The 19,553-nt window shown below is 67.4% G+C and carries 15 protein-coding genes and 1 tRNA gene; 5 read left to right on the forward strand and 11 right to left on the reverse strand.

Annotated elements, in window-relative coordinates:
- Positions 1 to 3,912 (forward strand): autotransporter outer membrane beta-barrel domain-containing protein (locus tag LPZ50_RS09030; RefSeq protein WP_230660210.1); only part of this gene is annotated, 3,912 nt, incomplete at its 5' end.
- 41 nt (positions 3,913 to 3,953) lie between these two features.
- Here the strand turns inward: LPZ50_RS09030 and LPZ50_RS09035 are convergent.
- Positions 3,954 to 4,028 (reverse strand) — tRNA-Arg (locus LPZ50_RS09035).
- Between the two features lie 209 nt (positions 4,029 to 4,237).
- Between LPZ50_RS09035 and LPZ50_RS09040 the strand changes: the two genes are divergently transcribed.
- Positions 4,238 to 5,152, forward strand: a complete 915-nt coding sequence (locus tag LPZ50_RS09040) for a c-type cytochrome (RefSeq protein WP_230660213.1) — start codon at positions 4,238 to 4,240, stop codon at positions 5,150 to 5,152.
- A gap of 71 nt (positions 5,153 to 5,223) precedes the next feature.
- Here the strand turns inward: LPZ50_RS09040 and LPZ50_RS09045 are convergent, their stop codons facing one another.
- From LPZ50_RS09045 to LPZ50_RS09065, 5 genes are read right to left on the reverse strand one after another with little or no spacing between them, the layout of a single operon-like run.
- Positions 5,224 to 5,913 (reverse strand): GntR family transcriptional regulator, encoded by a 690-nt coding sequence (locus tag LPZ50_RS09045; RefSeq protein WP_230660216.1) that lies wholly within the window; start codon positions 5,911 to 5,913, stop codon positions 5,224 to 5,226.
- Entirely contained in the window at positions 5,910 to 6,620 is a 711-nt protein-coding gene (locus LPZ50_RS09050) for a cysteine hydrolase family protein (protein WP_230660219.1), read from the reverse strand. Before LPZ50_RS09050 ends, LPZ50_RS09045 begins: the two co-directional genes overlap by 4 nt.
- On the reverse strand, positions 6,620 to 8,323 hold the full coding sequence (locus LPZ50_RS09055; protein ID WP_230660222.1) for an amidase: 1,704 nt from the start codon (positions 8,321 to 8,323) through the stop codon (positions 6,620 to 6,622). The genes LPZ50_RS09050 and LPZ50_RS09055 overlap by 1 nt, the downstream gene beginning before the upstream one ends.
- Positions 8,320 to 9,525 carry a CaiB/BaiF CoA transferase family protein gene (locus LPZ50_RS09060; RefSeq protein ID WP_230660225.1) on the reverse strand — a complete coding sequence of 402 codons (1,206 nt, stop codon included), beginning with the start codon at positions 9,523 to 9,525 and terminating at the stop codon, positions 8,320 to 8,322. The genes LPZ50_RS09055 and LPZ50_RS09060 overlap by 4 nt, the downstream gene beginning before the upstream one ends.
- A 20-nt stretch (positions 9,526 to 9,545) precedes the next feature.
- The gene (locus LPZ50_RS09065) at positions 9,546 to 10,523 is read right to left on the reverse strand and encodes a Bug family tripartite tricarboxylate transporter substrate binding protein (protein ID WP_230660228.1); all 978 of its coding nucleotides are present in this window, start codon (positions 10,521 to 10,523) and stop codon (positions 9,546 to 9,548) included.
- 162 nt (positions 10,524 to 10,685) lie between these two features.
- Here LPZ50_RS09065 and LPZ50_RS09070 point away from each other — a divergent pair, with 162 nt between their 5' ends.
- Entirely contained in the window at positions 10,686 to 11,543 is an 858-nt protein-coding gene (locus LPZ50_RS09070) for an HpcH/HpaI aldolase/citrate lyase family protein (RefSeq protein ID WP_230660231.1), read from the forward strand.
- Here LPZ50_RS09070 and LPZ50_RS09075 read toward each other — a convergent pair whose 3' ends face one another.
- The 4 genes from LPZ50_RS09075 to LPZ50_RS09090 form a co-directional block, all read right to left on the reverse strand.
- Entirely contained in the window at positions 11,544 to 13,067 is a 1,524-nt protein-coding gene (locus tag LPZ50_RS09075; protein ID WP_230660233.1) for a 3-hydroxyacyl-CoA dehydrogenase, read from the reverse strand. It lies immediately after the preceding gene.
- 177 nt (positions 13,068 to 13,244) lie between these two features.
- A complete protein-coding gene (locus LPZ50_RS09080) occupies positions 13,245 to 14,474 on the reverse strand; it encodes a CaiB/BaiF CoA transferase family protein (RefSeq protein WP_230660236.1) in 1,230 nt (409 codons plus the stop codon).
- Between the two features lie 126 nt (positions 14,475 to 14,600).
- Positions 14,601 to 15,749: an acyl-CoA dehydrogenase family protein gene (locus tag LPZ50_RS09085; RefSeq protein ID WP_230660239.1), complete on the reverse strand. Its 1,149-nt coding sequence runs from the start codon at positions 15,747 to 15,749 to the stop codon at positions 14,601 to 14,603.
- 34 nt (positions 15,750 to 15,783) lie between these two features.
- Entirely contained in the window at positions 15,784 to 16,419 is a 636-nt protein-coding gene (locus LPZ50_RS09090; RefSeq protein ID WP_230660243.1) for a TetR/AcrR family transcriptional regulator, read from the reverse strand.
- Between the two features lie 141 nt (positions 16,420 to 16,560).
- On the opposite strand from LPZ50_RS09090, the gene LPZ50_RS09095 reads away from it, so the two are divergent.
- Positions 16,561 to 17,553: an NAD(P)H-dependent flavin oxidoreductase gene (locus LPZ50_RS09095; protein ID WP_230660247.1), complete on the forward strand. Its 993-nt coding sequence runs from the start codon at positions 16,561 to 16,563 to the stop codon at positions 17,551 to 17,553.
- Positions 17,550 to 18,302 carry an enoyl-CoA hydratase-related protein gene (locus tag LPZ50_RS09100; protein WP_230660250.1) on the forward strand — a complete coding sequence of 251 codons (753 nt, stop codon included), beginning with the start codon at positions 17,550 to 17,552 and terminating at the stop codon, positions 18,300 to 18,302. The genes LPZ50_RS09095 and LPZ50_RS09100 overlap by 4 nt, the downstream gene beginning before the upstream one ends.
- Positions 18,303 to 18,479: 177 nt before the next feature.
- Here LPZ50_RS09100 and LPZ50_RS09105 read toward each other — a convergent pair whose 3' ends face one another.
- Positions 18,480 to 19,313, reverse strand: a complete 834-nt coding sequence (locus LPZ50_RS09105; protein ID WP_230660253.1) for an enoyl-CoA hydratase/isomerase family protein — start codon at positions 19,311 to 19,313, stop codon at positions 18,480 to 18,482.
- Positions 19,314 to 19,553 lie beyond the last annotated feature (240 nt).

Here is a 19,553-nt window from a genome sequence, read left to right on the forward strand (position 1 = left end):
GGCGGGGCCGGCGGCTCGGGCGGCCTGGCCAACGCAAACCTGTCGGGCTCGTCCGTGGTGACCTACGGCGCGGGCTCGTACGGCATGCTGGTGCAATCGGTCGGCGGCGGCGGCGGCGCGGGAGGCAATGCCACATCGACCTCGACGGTCATCGGCACGGAAAGCACGGCGTCCGCCACGGTCAGCGCGGCATTCGGCGGCAGCGGCGGCGCGGCCGCCTGCAGCACCGATTACGCCACCTCCACGTGCGGCAGCAATACCACCGTGTCGCTGCAAGGCAATAACCTCATCCAGACCTGGGGCGACTCGGCCAACGGCATTGTCGCGCAAAGTATCGGCGGCGGCGGCGGCGCGGGAGGCATCGGCTCGGCCACCGGCAGCAGCCGCAATACCGATGCCGACATCTCCGCGCACATCTACCTGGGCGGCACGGGCGGCGGTGGCGGCTCGGGAAACCAGGTGAATTTCGCCAGCACGTACACGGATTCCGTCCAGACGGCGGGCGATGGCGCGCGCGGCATTCTGCTGCAATCGATCGGCGGCGGCGGCGGCGCCTCGCAAGGCGGCCAGATCGGCCTGGCATTGAGTTCCGAAAGCGAGGACAGCAGCACCGATGTGAAAGCAACGGTCACCGTGGGCCGTGGCGGCACGGCGGGCGGCGCCGGCGGCAACCTGGCGATCACGTCCAACGGCAATATCACCACCTTCGGCGCAGACGCCGACGGGCTGGTGGCACAAAGCATCGGCGGATCGGGCGGCCTGGGCGGTATCGCGGGCGGCAATTCGGCGGACCCGTCCACCGGCCTGCTTCGCAAGGCCATGGACACGCTGGGCGATGTCGGCACCAGCTATGAACTGACTGCAAGCGTAGGCGGCATGGCCGGCGGCGGCGGCAATGGCGGCGCCATCGGCAGCAGCAGCGCCGCGGCCAGTTTCGGCTCCCAGATCAACACCCATGGCGACTACGCCGATGCGCTGGTGCTGCAGTCCATCGGCGGTGGAGGCGGCCAGGGCGGCGCCTCGAATGTCGCGTCCAGCAGCGCCACCAGCGCGCTGACGCTGTCGGTCGGCGGCAGTGGCGGCAACGGTGGCAACGGCGGCAGCATCACCGCGTATTTCAACGACGATTACATCGACAGCCATCTGGGCAACCTGTTCAACACTTACGGCTATGGCGCACATGGCGTGGTGCTGCAGTCCATCGGCGGCGGCGGCGGCATTGCCGCGTCCGGCACGCCCAAGGCACAGGGCACCATCACCGTCGGCGGCACCGGCGGCGGCGGCGGAGATGGCGGCAGCATTACCGTGAACACGGCCAGCTGGGCCAACATCTCGACGCATGGCGACAGCGCATATGGCCTGATCCTGCAGTCGATCGGCGGGGGCGGCGGCATCGGCATGTCCGGCAATACGGATGCGGCCGCCAGCCCGGGTTCCAGCCAGATCGAACTGCAACTGGGCGGCGGAAACGGCGTGAAAGGCGACGGCGGCGCCATCTCGGTCGCCATGGGCCTGGGCATGAACACCTACGGTCACCGGGCAATCGGCGTTCTGGCGCAGTCCATCGGGGGCGGCGGCGGCGTGGCGATCAGCGGCGCCGGCGACAACGTCAGCAAGGTGGGTTTCACGGGCGCGACAGGCAACGGCGGCAAGGTCGACCTGAATATCACGGGCGGCGCCGTTACCACGCATGGCGATGGCGCGCATGCCATCGTGGCTCAGTCGATCGGCGGCGGCGGCGGCATCTTCGGCGACACCGCGCTGGGCATCCAGCTGGATCCGAATGCCGCCGGCATCGCGCCGGTGACGGCCACCGGCAGCGGCGGCGGCAAAGACGTGACCGTCAGCGTGAACGGCAATATCGCGACATATGGGCGCAATGCCTTCGGCATCATCGCGCAATCGCTCAGCGGCAGCGGCGGACTGGGCGGCACCGGCACGACCGGTTATGCCGGCTTGATTCCCGGCACCGCCGGCAACGTGAGCGGCGCGGTGCAAGTGAACCAGAGCGGCACCCTGGCGGTGTCGGGAGAAGGATCCACGGGGATTTTCGCGCAGACCGCTTCGCCTATCGACAGCGATCCTGTCACCATCAATGTCAACGGCCAAGTCCAGGGCGGGTCGGGCTCGAACGCGTACGGTATCTGGGTGACGGGCGGTTTCGCCAATGCGATCAACGTGGCCGCCACGGGCAGCGTCGCGGCGGCGTCGGGCATCGCGGTCAGGTTCGACGCCTATAGCACCGAGGCTATCAACGACCTTACCCTTAATAACAATGGCACCGTCAACGGCAGCGTCGTCTGCGCCAGCGGCGCCACTTCGTTGGCCTGCCCCACCACCGGAAGCGGCGACATCACCGCCGCGCCCGCGCCAGCCGCCATGGCCGACAGTACCGGACGCGCGATCCAGATAAACAACCGGGCCGGCGGCACGCTGGCGGGCGCCACGCAGTACCAGGCCAACGTGCTGAATGAAGGCCTGCTGATCATCGGCAACCCGGGCACGCACAACGAACTGGCCATCGACGGCGCCCTTGTCCAGCGATCGGGCGGCGTCCTGCGGGCCGACGTCGATTTCGACAGGCTCGCCACCGACCACCTGACAGTCAACGGCAATGCCACCCTGGCCGGCGTGGTGGACGTGATCCCTTCCACTTTGCTGCCCGGCCGCGAAGTGACGGTTGCCACGGTAAAGGGCGCCGCGCAAGGCGCGCTGCAAGCCGTGGACAGCCCGGTCGTGGACTACGTCCTGCGCCAGGACGGGCAGGACTACAAAGTGCGGGTCAACTCGGCCGAGTTCGATGCCCCGGCGATGGACCTTGCATCGAACCAGGACGACGTGGCGGGCTACCTGCAGCGCATCTGGGACACGGGCGGCAACCCCGCATTGGCGCCCCTGTTCGCGCAATTGGACCTGGCTTCTCGGACCGGCGGCGGCGCCTATCGCCAGAACCTGGACAGCCTGACCCCCGGCGCCACCATCGCGCCGGCGGCACAGTCCATGGCGGCCATGGGGCACTTCACCGACAACATGCTGTCGTGCCCGGCCTTCACAGGCACGGACGCCATCACGGGAGAACAAGACTGCTTCTGGGGCATCGTCGCCAGAAGGTCGACCCGCCAGGACGGCAGCCGCGGCAGTTCCGACTTCGACTACGACAGCATGACCTACCAGTTCGGCGGCCAGCGCCAAGTCAGCCCGGGCTGGTTCGTGGGCGGCTCGGTGGCCTATCAGAACAACAACTTGAATGGCGACGGCGGCCGGTTGAACGGCGACGGCGACAGCGGCTACGCGGGCATGGTGCTGAAACGCGAAAGCGGGCCCTGGACATTCTCCGGCGCGCTGGGCGGCGGCTACGGTTCGTACAGAATGAATCGTGAAGTCGTCGTGCCGGGCTATCAAGAGACGCTCAAGAGCGATCCGGACCTGTACAACTTCGGCTTGCGGCTGCGCGCGGCGCGCACATTCAGTTTCGATAATGTCTACGTCAAGCCGTACCTGGACCTGGATGCCAACTACACCCGAATGTCTTCGTATTCGGAATCGGGCGACAGCGCGCTGGGGCTGTCGGTGGACAGCAGCAGCCAGTTCGTGCTGGGCGCCTCGCCCATGGTCGAGATCGGCGGCAAGGCCACGCTGCCCAACGGCGCCCTGATGCGGCCGTTCGCCTATGCGGGCGTAACGTTCCTGAACAAGGATAGCTGGGATGCCACGACCCGGCTGCAAGGGGCGCCGGCGGGCACGGGCACGTTCAACACCACCTTGCCGATGGATGACGTCATCGGACGCCTGGGCGCCGGCCTGCAGGTATCAACCGAAGCGGGCGTGGACTTCCGCCTGCAATACGATGCCGAACTGGCGTCGGAAGCGAAGAGCCATAGCGGGTCGTTGAAGGTGATGATTCCGTTTTGAGCCGGGCGCGAGCACACGCGGCGGCCGGGTCTTGAATGCTTTGGCGCGCCCGACAGGAATCGAACCTGTATCAAGAGCTTCGGAAACTCTCATTCTATCCATTGAACTACGGGCGCAAAGAGGCGGTATTGTACCTAAGTTTTCAGTCCATGCGAGCAGCATGCCCGCCCATGGGCCAACCGCCCTCGTGCCGGACCTCAAGCACGTTATATAATCCAGCGTTTGTACGCGAGGGAAGGCTGATTCTCGAGCCAATCCTGGCGCAGTAGTTATTCGTATGTTGCCGCCTTCAGGCGCCCCGGTACCCGATTTGCAGGATTTGGCTATGAGCAACGAGCAGGAACACAACGAAGAACACGCCTCGCCCATCAAAACCCCCAAGCAGCTGATCGTCACGGTCGTGCTGTCCTTCCTGGTCCCCATCATCATCATCCTGTTGCTGGTGAACATGGTGACATCAGGCACCAAGGTTGGTGCCGGTTCCGATACCCTTGCCGAAGAATCCGTGGCCAAGCGCATTGCGCCGGTGGCCGGCTTCGAACTGGTCGACGCCAACGCGCCCAAGGTATTCCAGACCGGCGAGCAAGTGTTCCAGGCGGTCTGTACGGCCTGCCATACCGCTGGTGTGGCAGGGGCTCCCAAGGTAGGCGACAAGGCCGCGTGGGCGCCGTTCATCAAGGCGGGCTACGAAACCATGCTGGACGTGGCCCTGCACGGCAAGGGCGCCATGCCCGCCAAGGGCGGCAACCCGGCCCTGAGCGACTACGAAGTGGCCCGCGCCGTGGTGTACATGGCCAACCAGTCGGGCGCGTCGCTGGAAGAACCCGCGGCACCCGCCCAGGAAGGCGAAGCCACCAAGGAAGACACCAAACAGGCCGGAGCGCCTGCAGCCGCTCCGGCTGCCGCACCCGCCGCTGCCGCCCCGGCCGCGGCGCCCGCGCAGGCTGAAGCCGCCAAGCCCGAAGCCGAGGCACCCAAGGCCGAAACCGCCGCCGTGAACCCGGCCGGCGAAAAACTGTACAAGTCCACCTGCTTCGCCTGCCATGGCGCGGGCGTTGCCGGCGCGCCCAAGTTCGGCGACAAAGCCGCCTGGGATCCCTACATCAAGACAGGCATGGATGCCATGCTGAAGGTCGTCATGACAGGCAAGGGTGCCATGCCTCCCAAGGGCGGCGCGGCCAACGCCTCGGAAGAAGACCTGCGCGCCGCGGTCGAATACATGGTAAGCGCCGCCAAATAAGCACGGCCCGCCGCGTCAGCACATAAAAGAATCCCCCGCATGCCGGGGGATTCTGCTTTTCTGGACAATGCTCAGGCGGCCTGGCTTTTTTCCGCTCCCGGGTAGCGGGCCTCGGCATAGGCCGCAATGATGTTCGGCAGGTTGGCCAGTACGTGGGTGCGCTTGGCGCGTGCGGCCTCGTCGAAACGGCGCTCGGCCAGGGCATCGATGATGCGGCGGGTGTAGGCCAGCGTTTCGCTTTCGCCCAGCTTGCGGGCCAGCATGTTGTAGCGCAGGGGCTCGATGGTTTCGTTCAGCTTCTGCAGCACTTCGCACAGCGGCGCGTTGCCGGTGTAGGCGGAAATGGCGCTGTAGAAGGCGCGGATGTCGCGCAGGTAGCGGCGCGGGTCGGCCACCGCCCGGGCCTCGGCCAGGTCGTTGCGGCAACGTTCCAGTTCCGCCAGCAACGGGCGCAGGTCCTGCGCTTCGGCCAGTTGCTGGATGGCGAAGGCCTCCAGCTCGGCGCGCAGCAGGTAGTGGTCGCGGATTTCACGGTCGGAATACAGCTTTACCCGGAAGCCCCGGCGGGGAATGTGCGCAACCAGCCCCCGCACCTCAAGCAGCCGCAAGGCCTCGCGGATGGGGCCACGGCTGGTGGCGAAGCGTTTTTCCAGTTCCTGCTCGCGCAGCGGCTGGCCCGGCCTGAACGTGCCGTCGATGATCAGTTCGCGGATCTGTTCCTGAAGAAAATACGGAATGGTTCCTGGAACCGGCACGCTCATTTATCGGTCTGCTTGGTAGAAAGGGCCGCGGGGGTTTGCCGCAGGAAATCGACGACGTCATCGGTGGCAACCACGTCGGCGAACTGGCGGTCCATGTCGAACAGCGAAATCGCATGGGACACCGCGATGCGGTCGAACACCGCCTCGGCGGGCACGATGGTGCGGTAATTATACGAAGCCGAGTCGAACACGGTGGCGCGTATGCAGTTGCTGGTGGCGCCCCCCACCACGATGACGGTATCGATGCCGCGGTCGACCAGATAACCCAGCAGCGGCGTGCCGTGAAAGCCGCTGGGTTTTTTCTTGACGAACACCACGTCGCCCGGGGCCGGCTTCAGTTCATCGACGAGCTCGGCGCCGCGCGTGCCGGCCAGGCACCAGTGTGGGCTGTCCAGCAGGTCGCGCTTGCGGCCATAGCCGCCGATGTCCGAGCCGTCCGGCGCAAGTTCGAATAGTGTGAAGAAGCAAGGCACGCCGCTGGCCTGGGCGGCCTGCACGATGCGGGCGATGGCCTGCACCGCCTGGCGCCCGGGCTCGCCGCAGCTGGACGGCCACTGGGCGTCGTTGCCGGCTTCGCCCACCATGTATTTCTGGGCATCGATGACGACCACGGCCGCGCGCTGGCCGAAGCCGATGCGGCGGCCGAAACGCCCGCGCGCCAAGGTGGCCTGGTCGGCCTCGGAAAGATAGCGGTTCCAGATATCCATCAGGATGCGTCCTTGAACAAGAAAGGCTCGGGCGCGCGCACCCCCGCGGCCGCGATACCCGGCCAGCCGATGTGTGCCGATGCGGCGTGCGCCAGCGCCAGCAGCCGGGCTTCGCCCAGCGGACGGGCGATCAGTTGCGCGCCTACCGGCATGCCGTTGATGTCCAGCCCGATGGGCATGGTCAGCACCGGAACACCCAGGTAGCTGAACGCGCGCGTCAAGCGCGTAATGGCCGCCACCACGCTGAACACCGTGCCGGGTTTTTCCATGTCGGCCTCGATGCGCGTGGGCACCGGCAGCGGCATGGTGGGGCAGATCAGCACATCCACCCCTTGCATCGGCCCGTTGAGAAAGTCATGCAGTACCTGGGCCCGCAATGCCAGCGCTTCCAGATAGCGCACGGCCGGCACGTGCAGGCCTGGCTCGGTGCGCGAGAACACGGCCTGCGAATACGCATCGCCCTGCTCGCGCATCCAATGACTGTGCAGGGTGGCGGCTTCAACCTTGGAGATCACGTCGCCCAGGGCATAGCAGGATTCGATCTGCGGCCAGGCTATGTCCGGCTGCACCTGGTAGTGGCGAGCCAGGGCCTCGATGAAACCGCTGAACACGGCATCGATGCCGGGGTCGCAGGCCGGGTCGAGCCGCAGCACGCCCAGGCGGCGGCTGCACGCCCAGTCGGCTTCCAGGCCGGCCAGGTAGTCGGGCACCGGCGCGTCCAGGCTGGACGGATCGCGCGGATCGTGCCCCGCGATGGCGCCCAGCAGCAGCGCGCCATCGGCCGCCGTGCGCGTCAACGGGCCGATAGCGTCCAGCGAGAAGGCGCGGGGGAAACTGCCCGCCCGCGAAATGCGGCCGTAAGTGGGCTTCAGGCCGAACAGCCCGTTCATGGCGGCGGGCAGCCGGATCGAGCCGCCCGTATCGGAACCCAGCGATGCGAACGCACTGCCCAGCGCCACGGCCACCGCCGAGCCGCTGGAGGAACCGCCCGAAATGCGGGCCGGATCCCAGGCATTGGCGCAATCGCCATGATGCGGGTTCTGGCCGGTGGGGCCGCACACCATTTCATTCAAGTTGAGCGCGCCCAGGTCTACCGCGCCCGCGGACTGCAGGCGCTGCAGCACCGTGGCGTCCTGTGTGGCCGGCGCGGCGTCATTCACGCGCCCGCCCACGGTCATGCACAGGCCGGCGCGATCGAAGCAGTCTTTGTGCGCCATGGGAATGCCGTGCAAGGGCCCACGCCAGCGGCCAGCCGCGGCTTCGGCATCGCGTTCGCGTGCTTGCGCCAGGGCACGGTCGGCCATCAAGTTCAGAAAGGCGTTGTGCGCGGCTTGCGTGGCCTGCGCCTGTTGCAGGGCTGCTTCGGTCAGCGCGACCGAGGTGGTTTCGCCGCGCCGCAGGCGGGCGGACGCCTGCACGATGCTGTTGTCCTCGCCGGGTGAAGACGGCGGCGCATGCGCTGCCTGTGCAGCGGCCGGCACGTTGGAGGTATCCGCGCCCGACAGCAGCAGCGCGGCGTAATCGGCCGGCTGGTCGGTGTAGGCCATGCGGCCATCGGCCACGCGGCGCACGGCATGGTTCAGGCGCAGCAGTTCCGACGCGATATGGCTGGCATCGGTGCGCGACGCCACCCCATGCAGGGCGGTGGCGGACGCGTTGACCCAGTCGCGCGCCGCGGCGGCCTCGGGCGTGTCGTGGCTCATGCAATGGCCCCTTGCTCGCGCAGCGCCGTGCGCTGGGCCGCGTCGTAGCCCGCCTCGGCCAGGACGTCGTCAGTGTGCTGGCCGAAAACGGGCGCGGGACGCGGCGCGGGCGCGCCTTCGCCAGACGGCGTCGCGGTGAAGGCACCCGCCAGGCCGCGATAACCGCCAGCCACGGGGTGCTCGAAATGCGTGACCATGGCTTCGGCCCGCACTTGCGGGTGATCGAACATGTCTTCCACCGCGCGCGCCGCGGCGCACGGCACGCGGTCGCCGAACAGTGTCTCCCATTCCAGCGCGCTGCGCGCCTGCAACGCGGCCCGCAAGCGGGCCACCAGGACTTCGGCGTTCTCGGCGCGCTTGCGCACGGTGTCGTAACGCGGATCATCGGCCAGGTCTTGCATGCCCGTCAGTTCGCACAGCGCCTGCCAGAAGTGCGGCGTATTGGCCGACAGGTACAGGCTGCCTTCGCGCGTGGGATGCAGGCCGGTAATGCCGCCGGAGCGCATGTCGCGGTACACGTCGCGCGGCTCGCTGTCGGCCCAGACCAGGCGCGCGGACTGCATGGCCAGCGCGGCGCGCAGCAGCGAAATGCCTACGTAGCTGCCGGCGCCCGTGCGTGCGCGCTTGAGCAGCGCGGCGGTAACGCCGTTGGACAACAGGGCGGCCGCGTAATAGTCGACCACCGAACCGTACAGAATCGCGGGCTGCCCCGGCGGGCCCTGCATGGCGCACAGGCCCGTCATGCTTTGCAGCACTTGATCGTAGCCCGCCTTGTTGCGATAGGGGCCGGACTCTCCGTAGCCTGTCATGGCGCAGTAGACCAGCGCGGGGTTCACGGCCTTGAGACTGTCGTAGTCGATGCCCAGCCGCCCCGGCACTTCAGGGCGGAAATTGTGCACCAGCACGTCGGCATCGGCCACCAGGCGACGCAGTACCTGCAGCCCCTCGGGCTGCTTCAGGTCCAGCACGATGCCGCGCTTGCCGCGGTTCACGCCCAGGAAGGCGCGGCCCTCGGCCGCCAGCGTCGAGGGGTACTTGCGCAGGTTGTCGCCGGTGGGCGGCTCGACCTTGATGACGTCGGCACCCAGGTCGGCCAGCAAGGCGCAACCATAGGGGCCTGCAATATAGGCGCTAAGGTCCAGGACCCGGATGCCGGCCAGCGGGGCGGCCGCGGGGTCTGAAATAGCGTGGGTAGGGGGCATGCGTCTCCTCCGGGTATGCATCAGGGCTGGATGCCCAGCTCTTTGGCGGTGCGGGCCCACACCTTGGCGTCTTCCAGCAGCGTGGCCTGCATGGCCTCGGGAGTGGACGGAGTGGCTTGGGCGCCCGAGCGTTTCAGGAATTCGGCGAACTTGGGCTGGCCCACCACTTCGCCTATGGCCTGGCTGAAGCGCTTGATCGTGCCGTCATCGGTGCCGGCCGGCGCAAACACGCCCCACCACACTTCCACCACGTAATCCAGCCCGGCCTCGCGCACGGTGGGAATATCGGGGTAGGCCGGGTCGCGTTCGGCCGTGGTGAAGGCCAGCTTGGGCAATTCGTCGGACGCCGAGCCGCGAATGGCGGCCACGGTGGTAATGATCAAGTCCAGGCGGCCGGCCTGCAAATCGAGCTGTGCCGGCGCGATACCGTTGTAGCCCACCTGCTGGATGTCGATGCCCGCGGCTTTCTTGAACAGTTCGGTGGCCATCTGGGTGCTGTCGCCCAGGCCGGCGCTGCCGTAGTTCAGCTCGCCCGGCTTGGATTTGGCCAGCGCCACCAGTTCGGGCACGGTCTTGGCGGGCAGGTCGCGCCGCGTGATCATCACGAACGGCGCGGTGGCCACGCGCGACACCCCGGCGAAAGCCTTGGTGACGTCGTACGGGGTTTTCTGTACCGCCGCGCTGGTGGCGATGGAGCCCGACGTGAACAAGAACGTATAGCCGTCTTTGTCGGCGGTGGCCACGGCATTGGCGCCGATCACGCCGCCCGCCCCGGCCCGGTTTTCCACCACCACGGTCTGGCCGAGCTTGTCGGTCAGGGCCTGGGCCAGTTGCCGGGCAATGACGTCGTTGCTGCCACCCGGCGCAAACGGCACCACCAGGTGCACCGGCCGCGTCGGCCAGTCCGCCTGCGCGGCCTGCGCCGGCTGCAAAGCCAGCAGGCCGCTGGCCAGGGAAAGCATAGTCAGGAATTTGAACGTACGGCTGCTGCTGTGCATGGAAGCCACTCCGCGAGAACGTTAAGGAATGGGGCATTCCCCTTGGGTAAGCCCGGATCCGGCTCTAGCTGGCCGGTATATCGCACTCTACCCAGGTTTTTGTAAATTGTCTACAAATTACAAAATACGAATATACTCGCTATGCAATCTAGAGGAGATGCCATGCGCAGCAAGTTATTCGTACCCGCCTCCCGGCCCGAGCTCTACGCCAAGGCGGCGGCCAGCCAGGCCGATGCCCTGTCGTTCGACCTGGAAGACGCCGTCGATATCGCACGCAAGGACGAAGCCCGCGCGCAGTTGGCGCGCTTCCTGGCCCAGCCAGGCGACCATGGCAAGACCGTGGTCGTGCGCGTGAATGCGATCGATACGCCGTACTTCCAGGCCGATGTGCAGGCGGTGCTGCAGCCCGGGCTGCACATTCTCAACCTGCCCAAGGTGGAAGACCCGGACCAGGTCCGGCAGGCCGCGCAGTTGCTGGAACGCCTGGAAAGTGAATGCGGCCGCACGCAGCCGGTGGGCATCCTGGCCAATATCGAATCGCCGTTGGGCCTGCGCCGGGCTGGCGCCATCGCGTCCGCGCACCCGCGCGTCATGGGGCTGCAGATTGGTTTTGGCGACCTGCTGGCGCCGCTGGGTATCCGGCAGCGCCATCCGGTAGCGCTGGACCAGACGCGCTGGGCGGTGCGCATGGCTGCGGCCGAGGCGGGCATTGCCGCCTACGACGGCGCGTTCGTCGACATTAGCGATCCAGACGGATACGTGGAAGATGCGCGCGCAGCGCTGGCGCTGGGTTTCAGCGGCAAAAGCTGCATCCATCCCACGCAGGTGCCCCTGGCCAACCAGGTTTTCCGGCCCAGCGATGAAGAACTGGCGCACGCGCTGCGGGTCGAGCGCGCGGCCGATGAAGCCGCCGCCCAGGGTGTGGGCGCGTTCGTCGTGGATGGCAAGCTGGTGGACGGGCCCTTTATCGTGCGGGCCCGCCAGGTGGCGGCACTGGGCCGCCGCCTGGGCTTGGCCTGATCAGGCCGCCGGCTCGGCCAGCAGCGACAGCCCCAACTGCACGCGGCGCTGCAGCCACAGGCTGGGCCGATAGCGCATGTCGCCCGTGACGCGGTGCAGGTTGCGCAGGATCTCCAGGATGCGGGCGCCTCCCAGCGCGTCACCCATGGCCAGCGGGCCCACGGGATAGCCCAGGCCCAGCGTCACCGCGCGGTCGATGTCGGACGGCGAGGCAATGGCCTGCTGGGCGATCTCGGCCGCCACGTTGACGATGGCGGCCACGATGCGCTGCGCCACAAAGCCCGGCGAGTCCTGGATGACGGCCACCGGCGCGCCATCGCCCGCCAGCAGGGCGTGCGCGGCATCGCGCCAGCGGGCCTGCGTAGCGGGCGACAGCATCAGCGTGCGGCGCTTACCGGCCTCCAGGCGATGCAGGGTGTCCAGGCCCACCGTGCGCGCGGCGTCCAGATTCTGCTGGTACGCGCAGGTGGACACGTCTTCGCCCAACGGCGTCACGATGATCAGCGCATGGTCGGGCGGCTGCGCGGCATCGACGATATTGGCCCCCAGCGATTCCAGCAAGGCTTGCGCACGGGCATGGCCATCGTCGTGCGCGGGGCTGATCCACACTTTCAGGTCGGCCTGGGCCTGGGGCACGGCGGGTTCGGCGGGTACCTGCTTCTGGCCATCGACGTAGGCATAGAAGCCTTCGCCCGCCTTGCGTCCGATCAGGCCGCCAGCCAGGCGCACCGTGGTGATGGGCGACGGACGGAAACGCGGCTCGTCGAAAAACTGCCGGTAGATCGATTCCATGACCGGATGCGATACGTCCAGCGCGGTCAGGTCCATGAGCTCGAACGGACCCATGCGAAAGCCCGCCTGCTCGCGCATGATGGCGTCGATTTGCGCAAATGAGGCCACCGCTTCCTGCGCCACGCGCAGACCCTCGATGTTCATGCCGCGCCCCGCGTGGTTCACGACAAAGCCCGGCATGTCTTTGGCGCGCACCGGCGTGTGGCCCATGCGGCGCGCCAGCGCGGCCAGCGCATCGCCGGCCGCGGGATCGCTGCGCTGGCCGTCGATGACTTCCACCACTTTCATCAAGGCCACCGGGTTGAAGAAGTGGAAGCCCGCCACGCGCTGCGGACGCTGGCAGGCCGCCGCGATGGCGGTGATGGACAGCGACGAGGTGTTCGACGCCAGGATGCAGTCGGGACCGACGATGCCTTCCAGCTTGGCGAACAACTCGCGCTTGACGTCCAGGCGTTCGACAATGGCTTCGATGACGGCCTGGCAATCGGCCAGGTCTTCCAGCGCAGCCGCGGGCTGCACGCGCGCCAGAGCCGCTTCGGCATCGGCGGCGCTGAGCTTGCCTTTCTGGGACAGCTTGTCCCACAGCTGGCGCAGCGATTCACGGGCGGCCGCGATCGCGTCGGCGCTGGTGTCGTACAGGCGCACCTGTACACCGGCCTGCGCGGCGATCTGGGCAATGCCGCGCCCCATGGCGCCCGCGCCCACTACGGCGATGGTCTGGATATCTGTCATCGAATTGGCTCCTTTGTGTGTCTCGGTTTGACGATGCGCCGGCCTGGCCCGCCCGGTGTCTCGGATGGCCTGCCGGGTGTCTGACTCCCGCAGGGTGTCAGACACCGATGTGTGGCCCGGCTATCTCAATAAAACGGTATCTGACACCCTGCGGGAGCCGGATACCTGGCTGCGGGCCTACACGCGCGGCTGCGCCAGCGCCTGGATTTCTTCTTCCGACAAGCCCAGCCGTTCGGCCAGCACCTGGCGGGTGTGTTCGCCCAGCATGGGCGGGGGACGGCGGTATTGCACCGGGCTGCCGGACAGCTTCAGCGGGCTGGCGGCCATGGGCACCGTGCCCGCGGTGGGATGCGGCAATTCGCGCCGCATTTCGCGCGCCAGCACCTGCGGGTCGGCATAGACCTGGTCCACGGTATTGATGGGGCCGGCCGGCACGCCGGCCGCTTCCAGTTCGGCCAGCCAGTGGTCGCGTTCGCCGGCTTCCATGCGTTCGGCCAGCAGCGGCACCAGCGCGTCGCGGTTCTGCACGCGCTGCGGATTGGTGGCAAAGCGTGGGTCGGCGGACAGTTCGGGCAGGCCGATGACGCGGCAGTAGTTGCGGAACTGGCTGTCGTTGCCGACGGCCACGATCAGGTGGCCATCGCTGGCCGCGAACACCTGGTATGGCACCAGGTTCTGGTGCGCGTTGCCGGCGCGGCGCGGTGCCTGGCCCGAAGTCATGTAGTTCAGGTTCTGGTTGGCCAGCATGGCCACCTGGCAGTCCAGCAGGGCCATGTCAATGTGCTGGCCCAGGCCGCTGCGGCCGCGTTCGTGCAATGCCGCCAGGATGCCCACGGTGGAATACATGCCGGTCATCAGGTCGGCCACGGCCACGCCGGCCTTCTGCGGGCCGCCGCCGGGCAGGTCGTCGCGTTCGCCGGTAATGCTCATCAGCCCGCCCATGCCCTGGATCATGAAGTCGTAGCCGGGGCGGCTGGCGTAGGGGCCCGTCTGGCCGAAGCCGGTAATCGAGCAATAGATCAGTCCGGGGTTGTCGGCCTTCAGGCTGTCGTAGTCCAGGCCATACTTGCGCAGGCCGCCCACTTTGAAGTTCTCGACCAGGATGTCGCTCTGGCGTGCCAGTTCGCGCACCAGTTCGGCGCCGCGCGGCGAGGCGATGTCCAGGGCCACCGAGTACTTGTTGCGGTTGGCGCTTAGGTAATAGGCCGCTTCGGTGGTGTCGGCGCCCGCTGCGTCTTTCAGGTACGGAGGGCCCCAGGCGCGCGTATCGTCGCCCGCGCCGGGGCGTTCGATCTTGATGACTTCGGCGCCCAGGTCGGCCAGGTTCTGCGTGCACCAGGGGCCGGCCAGCACACGGGTCAGGTCCAGCACGCGAATGCCGGTCAGGGGAGCGGGTCGTTGCGACATGGTAAGCGGTGTATGAAGGCGGTAACGAAGGGGAACCCTGGATATTAGCCCCAGCCATGGCCCGGGCGTATTCCGTTTTCCGCACGTTCTTGTGCGCGCCGCGCACAAGAACGTTTGCGCGGCGCCCTACGAATAGGCCTTGATGGTTTCCCGCGCGATCACCAGTTGCTGGATCTGCGACGTACCTTCGTAGATGCGGAACAGGCGCACGTCGCGGTAGAAGCGCTCGACGGCGTATTCCGACACGTACCCCGCGCCGCCGTGGATCTGCACCGCGCGGTCGGCCACGCGGCCCACCATTTCGGTGGCATATAGCTTGCAGCAGGCGGCCTCCAGCGTGGTGTTCTCGCCGCGGTCGCGCTTGCGCGCGGCATCCAGCACCATGGATCGCGCCGCGTACAGCTCGGCCTGGCTGTCGGCGATCATGGCCTGCACCAGTTGAAATTCGGCGATGGGCTGGCCGAACTGCTTGCGCTCGGTGGCGTATTTCACCGCGTCGCGGATCAGCCGTTCGGCGGTGCCCACGCACAGCGCCGAGATATGCAGCCGGCCCTTGTCCAGCACCCGCATGGCGGTACGGAACCCGCTGCCCTCTTCGCCGCCCAGCAGCGCCGAAGCCGGCACGCGGCAATTGTCGAACACCACGTCGCAGGTCTGCGCGCCGGCCTGCCCCATTTTCTTGTCGGGCTTGCCCAGCGTCAGGCCCGGCGTGCCGGCCTCGACCAGGAAGCAGGAAATCGACGCGGCCTTGCGTTCCTGCGCGGTGCGCGCCATTACCGAGAACAGCCCGGCAATGGGCGCATTGGTAATGAAACGCTTGGTGCCGTTCAGCACGTAGTGATCGCCGTCGCGCACGGCGCTGGTGCGCAGCGACATGGCGTCGGAACCCGCGTCGGGCTCGGTCAGGGCGAACGAACCGATCAGCTCGCCGCTGGCCAGTTTGGGCAGATAGCGGCTGCGCTGCTCGTCGGTGCCCGCCAGCACGATGGATTGCGATCCGATGCCGATGTTCGTGCCCGCCAGCGAACGGAACGCGGGCGAGGTCTGGCCCAGTTCCATTACCACGCGCACTTCTTCTTCCATGTTCAGGCCCAGGCCGCCGTAGTCGGGTGAAATCGACAAACCGAACAAGCCCAGTTCGCGCATTTCGGCCACGATGTCGGACGGGATTTCCCCCGTGTGCGCCAGCGCGTCTTCCGCGGGCACCAGCCGTTCGGTCACGAAGCGGCGCACCGCGTCCAGCAAAAGGGTCAGGGTTTCAGTATCGAGGGCCATGATGCAAACCTGTGGAAAAAATCGGGAATCGGAATCAGGAAACGCGGGGCGCGGCGGCCAGGCCGCCCGCCAGCAAATCGAAGTAGCCCAGGGCAATGGCCTCGGCGGTCTGGACGCCGCCGGGCTGGTACCAGCGCGCCATCCAGTTCAGCATCGACAGCACGGCGCGGCCGGTATTGGCCACATCCACGGCGCGGAACTCGCCGCTGCCGACGCCTTCCTCCAGGATGCCGCGCAGCAGTTTTTCGTAGCTGTTGCGCAGTCGGGCGGCGTCTTCGCGTTCGCTGATGGCCATGCCCGAATACCCCACCAGCATGGTCACGAACTGTGCATGGTGGCTTTCAAAGTAGCGGGCATGCGCCAGCATGAACTGGCGCAGCCGTTCCGTCGCGCTGGACGCCTGCGACACCGCCTGCGACACATCGGCCGTCAGGCCGCGCACCACGTCCAGGATGATGGCGTCGTAGATGTCCTGCTTGGTGGTGTAGTAGTGATAGATGGCCGCCTTGGACACCCCGATGGCCGCGGCCAGGTCGGCGACCGAACTGCTTTCGTAGCCGCAACGGGCGAACAGCCGAGCGGCTTCTTCCAGGATGCGTTCGCGCGGCGCGGCCATTGTGGGCGGCCGGCCGGCGCGGGACCGCTTGGCGGGGACGGGGCTATCGGGCATGAAATGGCTGGGCTGGGCGGCCCCGGCGCTGCGTTGACAGGCCCCGGGCGCATGCCGTTAAATGGTAGACAATTAATTACCGGACATCCGGTAGGTAATTATACGCACGCCTTTCTTCCACTTTCAAGCCTCCGTCACCCCATGAACGCACGCGACGTTACCCAGCCTCAAGCCTTGGTTCAACAGCTCTACGCGCAAATGACACTGCCGGTCATTTGCTCGCCCATGTTCATCGTGTCCAACCCCAAATTGGTGGTGGCACAGTGCGCCAATGGGGTCATGGGCTCGTTTCCCGCCCTGAACGCCCGCCCGCAAACCCTGCTGGCCGACTGGCTGTCCGAAGTGCAGGAAGGCCTGGCCGCGCACCGCCAGGCGGACCCCGCCGCCGTGGTGGCCCCCTACGCCGTGAACCAGATCATCCACCAGTCCAACGACCGGCTGGAAAACGATCTGCAAGACTGCGGCAAGCACCGTGTGCCGTACATCATTACCAGCCTGCGCGCCCCCGGCGACCTGGTGGCGGGCATCCATGCCTGGGGCGGCAAGGTCTTCCACGACGTCACCACCATCCGCCACGCCGAGAAAGCGCTGGAAGCCGGGGTGGACGGCCTGATCCTGGTGTGCGCGGGCGCCGGCGGCCATGCGGGCACGCTCAGCCCCTTCGCGCTGCTGTCGGAAGTGCGGCGCTTTTACGATGGCCCGCTGATTCTGTCGGGCGCCATCACCTCGGGCTCGGGCATTCTGGCCGCCCTGGCCATGGGGGCCGATTTCGCCTATATGGGCACGCGCTTCATCGCCACCACCGAGGCCAACGCGTCCGAAGGCTACAAGCAGGCCATCGTCGATGCCAGCGCGTCCGACATTCTGTACACCCCGTTCTTCACCGGCATTCCCGGCAACTACCTGAAGGCCAGCGTCGCGGCCGCCGGGCTGGACCCCGCCAACCTGCCGGCCCCGGACGCCGGCGCGTCGAATTTCGGGTCCACCCGCGTCAAGCCCTGGAAAGACATCTGGGGCGCGGGCCAGGGCGTGGGCGGCATCGACAGCGTGCGCCCGGCCGCCGAGGTCATCGCCACCCTGCGGCAGGAATATGCGCAGGCCCAGGCCCGGCTGGCCGGCAAGGAACTGGCATGACCGCGCTGCCCGAAAGCGTGCTTGCCGTCCGCGACGGCGCTGTCCTGTCGCTGACCATCAACCGCCCGCAGCGGCGCAATGCCCTGGACGTGGCCACGTACACCGCCCTGGCCCAGCAGTTGCGCCAGGCCAACGACGATCCAGACTTATCCGCGATCATTCTGTCGGGCGCGGGCGAACATTTCACCGCTGGCAACGACTTGCACGACTTCCAGGCAGGCCGGCCGGATGGCGACAGTGCCGGCATGACATTCCTGCGCGCGCTGATCGCCACCGAAGTGCCCGTGATCGCGGCGGTGGAAGGCTATGCCATCGGCATCGGCGTTACGTTGCTGCAGCACTGCGATTTCGTGTACGCGGCGCGCAATGCCACGCTGCGCATCCCCTTCGTGGCGCTGGGCCTGTGCCCGGAAGGCGCGTCCAGCCTGCTGCTGCCGCGCCTGGCCGGCGCGCGCCGGGCGGCACAATGGCTGTTGCAAGGCAAGGCTTTCAATGGCGACGACGCGCATCAGGCCGGGCTGGCCACCGCGGCAACAAACCCTGGGCAGGCGCTGGAAATGGCGCGCGCCACGGCCGCCGACCTGGCCGCCCAGCCCCGCAGCGCGCTGCGGCTGACCAAAAGCATGATGAAGCGGGCCGACCGCGCCGCCATCGTCGAAGCCATGGAATACGAAGCCACGCAATTCAGCGCCCGCCTGAAAACCCAGGAAGCGCAGGACGCGTTCGCGCGGTTCCTGAACAAGCGATAGACGGGTGTGCTGGCAATAGCGTGGCAAAGGTTCGGTGTCTGACACCCCTGCGGGGAGTCAGACACCCATGGCACTACCTTAAGCTGCCGCGGCAAGCTCTCGCGGGCACTACCAGGAGTCTGGCTCCCGCCAGGGTGCCTGACACCGTTGTGCGCCACGACGGCCTCGGTCGGCCCCTCAAAATGGCGCGTCCGGCGCGAAATTCGGCGGACGCCGCTCGCGCAGCGACTGGATGCCCTCGCGCACGTCCGGCCCGGCGAAACCCATGAATTCCAGCGCTAGCGACGAATCGAAGCTGGGCCCGGCCAGCCGCAGCCAGTTGTTCAATGCGTATTTGGTCCAGCGTATGGCGGTTTGCGATCCATTGGCCAGCTTGCCGGCCACTTCGAACGCCTTGGCGACCAGTTCCGCCTCGTCCACGCACAGCGACACCAGGCCGATGCGCTCGGCCTCTTCCCCGCTGACCGCCTCGCACAGCAGCAAGTAGTACTTGGCCTTGGCCATGCCGCACAGCAGCGGCCAGACGATCGCCGCATGGTCGCCCGCCGCCACGCCCAGGCGCGTATGGCCGTCGATGATGCGGGCGTCGCGCGCCGCGATGGAAATATCGGCCAGCAGGCCCACCACCAGCCCCGCCCCCACGGCGGCGCCATGCATGGCCGACACCACGGGCTTGTTGCAGTTGATCACGTTGTAGACCAGGTCGCGCGCTTCGCGCCACACGCGGGCGCGCACCTGGAAATCGTCGGCCATCTGCTGCACCAGGCCCAGGTCGCCGCCGCCGGAAAACCCCTTGCCTTCGCCGCGCACCACCACCACCCGGGTATCCGCATCAGTGTCCACGTCGCGCCAGATGTCGGCCAGTTCCCGGTGCAAGCGCTCGTCGGCGGTGGACAATTTACCCGGCACGCCGCCCTTGGCGCCCATGATGATCTCAAGAATTCCGCCAGGATGGCGGCGCAGCTTCAAGGCCTGGTAATGAGCGTAGTGGTCTAGCGAGGTATCGGACATGGTCTCCTCCGGAACAATGCAAGTGTTGTCCGGGGCACTATAGTGGATAGCCCTGGCTGCTGCCCCGGAATCCGCCCCTATGCCCGCCCCCCGCGCCACTCCGCCCATCCCCATTCGCGCCGGCGATCTGCCCGCCCTGTTTACCCCGCGCCCGCACGACGCCCACAAAGGCACTTCCGGCACCGTGGCCATCGTGGGCGGCGGCGCGGGCATGGTGGGGGCGGTGCTGCTGGCGGGCCG

The organism is Bordetella petrii (assembly GCF_020991325.1).
Lineage (GTDB): Bacteria > Pseudomonadota > Gammaproteobacteria > Burkholderiales > Burkholderiaceae_B > Bordetella_A > Bordetella_A petrii_E.